General features: G+C 72.3%; 1 protein-coding gene. It reads right to left on the reverse strand.

The genetic code is table 11. From position 1 onward, the window contains the following. Nucleotides 1–195 precede the first annotated feature (195 nt). Nucleotides 196–975, reverse strand: a complete 780-nt coding sequence (locus tag HW445_RS31540; protein ID WP_151775030.1) for an HAD-IIA family hydrolase — start codon at nucleotides 973–975, stop codon at nucleotides 196–198. Nucleotides 976–1244 lie beyond the last annotated feature (269 nt).

Below are 1244 nucleotides of genomic sequence, written 5' to 3' on the forward strand. Positions count from 1 at the left end.
GAGCGTCGTACGTAGTGCACCCATCACGAACCTCCCGTTACCAGGAGGCTCCCCCGGACCGCGCCGTCCCGCATCGGGACCGTGCCGGGTATGCCACGAACGAACGTGCGCGCGCCGCCCGTTCGGAGCAGCGCGCGCCCGTCGTGCGGTGCCGGGGCCGGTCGGGGCGGGGTGCGGTGGCCCCGCCCCGGCGGGTCACACGAGGTCGACGATGTCCGCGATCGAGCCGACGACCTCGGAGGGGCGGAACGGGTAGTTCTCCACCTGGTCCTTGCCGGTCGAGCCGGTGAGCACCAGGTAGGTGCGCATGCCCGCCTCCATGCCGGCCAGCACGTCGGTGTCCATCCGGTCGCCGATCATGGCGGAGCTCTCCGAGTGCGCGCCGAGCCGGTTGAGGCCGGTGCGCATCATCAGCGGGTTGGGCTTGCCGGCGAAGTACGGCTGCTTGCCGGTGGCGCGGGTGATCAGGGCGGCCACCGAGCCGGTCGCGGGGAGCGGTCCCTCGGTGGAGGGGCCGGTCTCGTCGGGGTTGGTGGCGATGAACCGGGCGCCGCCGTTGATCAGCCGGACGGCCTTGGTCATCGCCTCGAAGGAGTAGGTGCGGGTCTCGCCGAGGACGACGTAGTCGGGGTCGTGGTCGGTGAGCACGTACCCGATGTCGTGCAGCGCGGTCGTCAGGCCCGCCTCGCCGATGGCGTAGGCGGTGCCGCCGGGCCGCTGGTCGTCGAGGAACTGGGCGGTCGCCAGGGCGGAGGTCCAGATGTTCTCCACCGGCACGTCCAGACCCATCCGGCGGAGCCGGGCCTGGAGGTCGCGGGGCGTGTAGATGGAGTTGTTGGTCAGGACCAGGAACGGACGGTCCTTGTCCTTCAGGCGCTTGATGAACTCCTCCGCGCCGGGGATCGGGACGCCCTCGTGGATGAGCACCCCGTCCATGTCGGTGAGCCACGACTCGATGGGCTTCCGCTCGGACATCCACAGCCTCCTGAACCTCTACTGCCACCGGAGGCCCACCCTATGCGCCCCGCCGCTCCCGGCCCAGAGGTGTCCACCGCAGTTCGCACCCGCCCCGGTGCACGCCGCCGCACGTGAGGGCCCGTGCGGGGATCGTGCCGCCGAGAGACCGGGGCCGGGGCTGGCGCAGGTGGCGGGGCGGGCGCGCGAGTTCATGTGCGCGGGTTCGGGTGCGCGGCTTCCGGTGCGCGGGTTCGCGTGCGCTAGTCCGGGTGCGCGGGTTCGGGTGC

This window comes from Streptomyces sp. UH6, assembly GCF_013421635.1.
Taxonomy (GTDB): Bacteria; Actinomycetota; Actinomycetes; order Streptomycetales; family Streptomycetaceae; genus Streptomyces; species Streptomyces abyssomicinicus.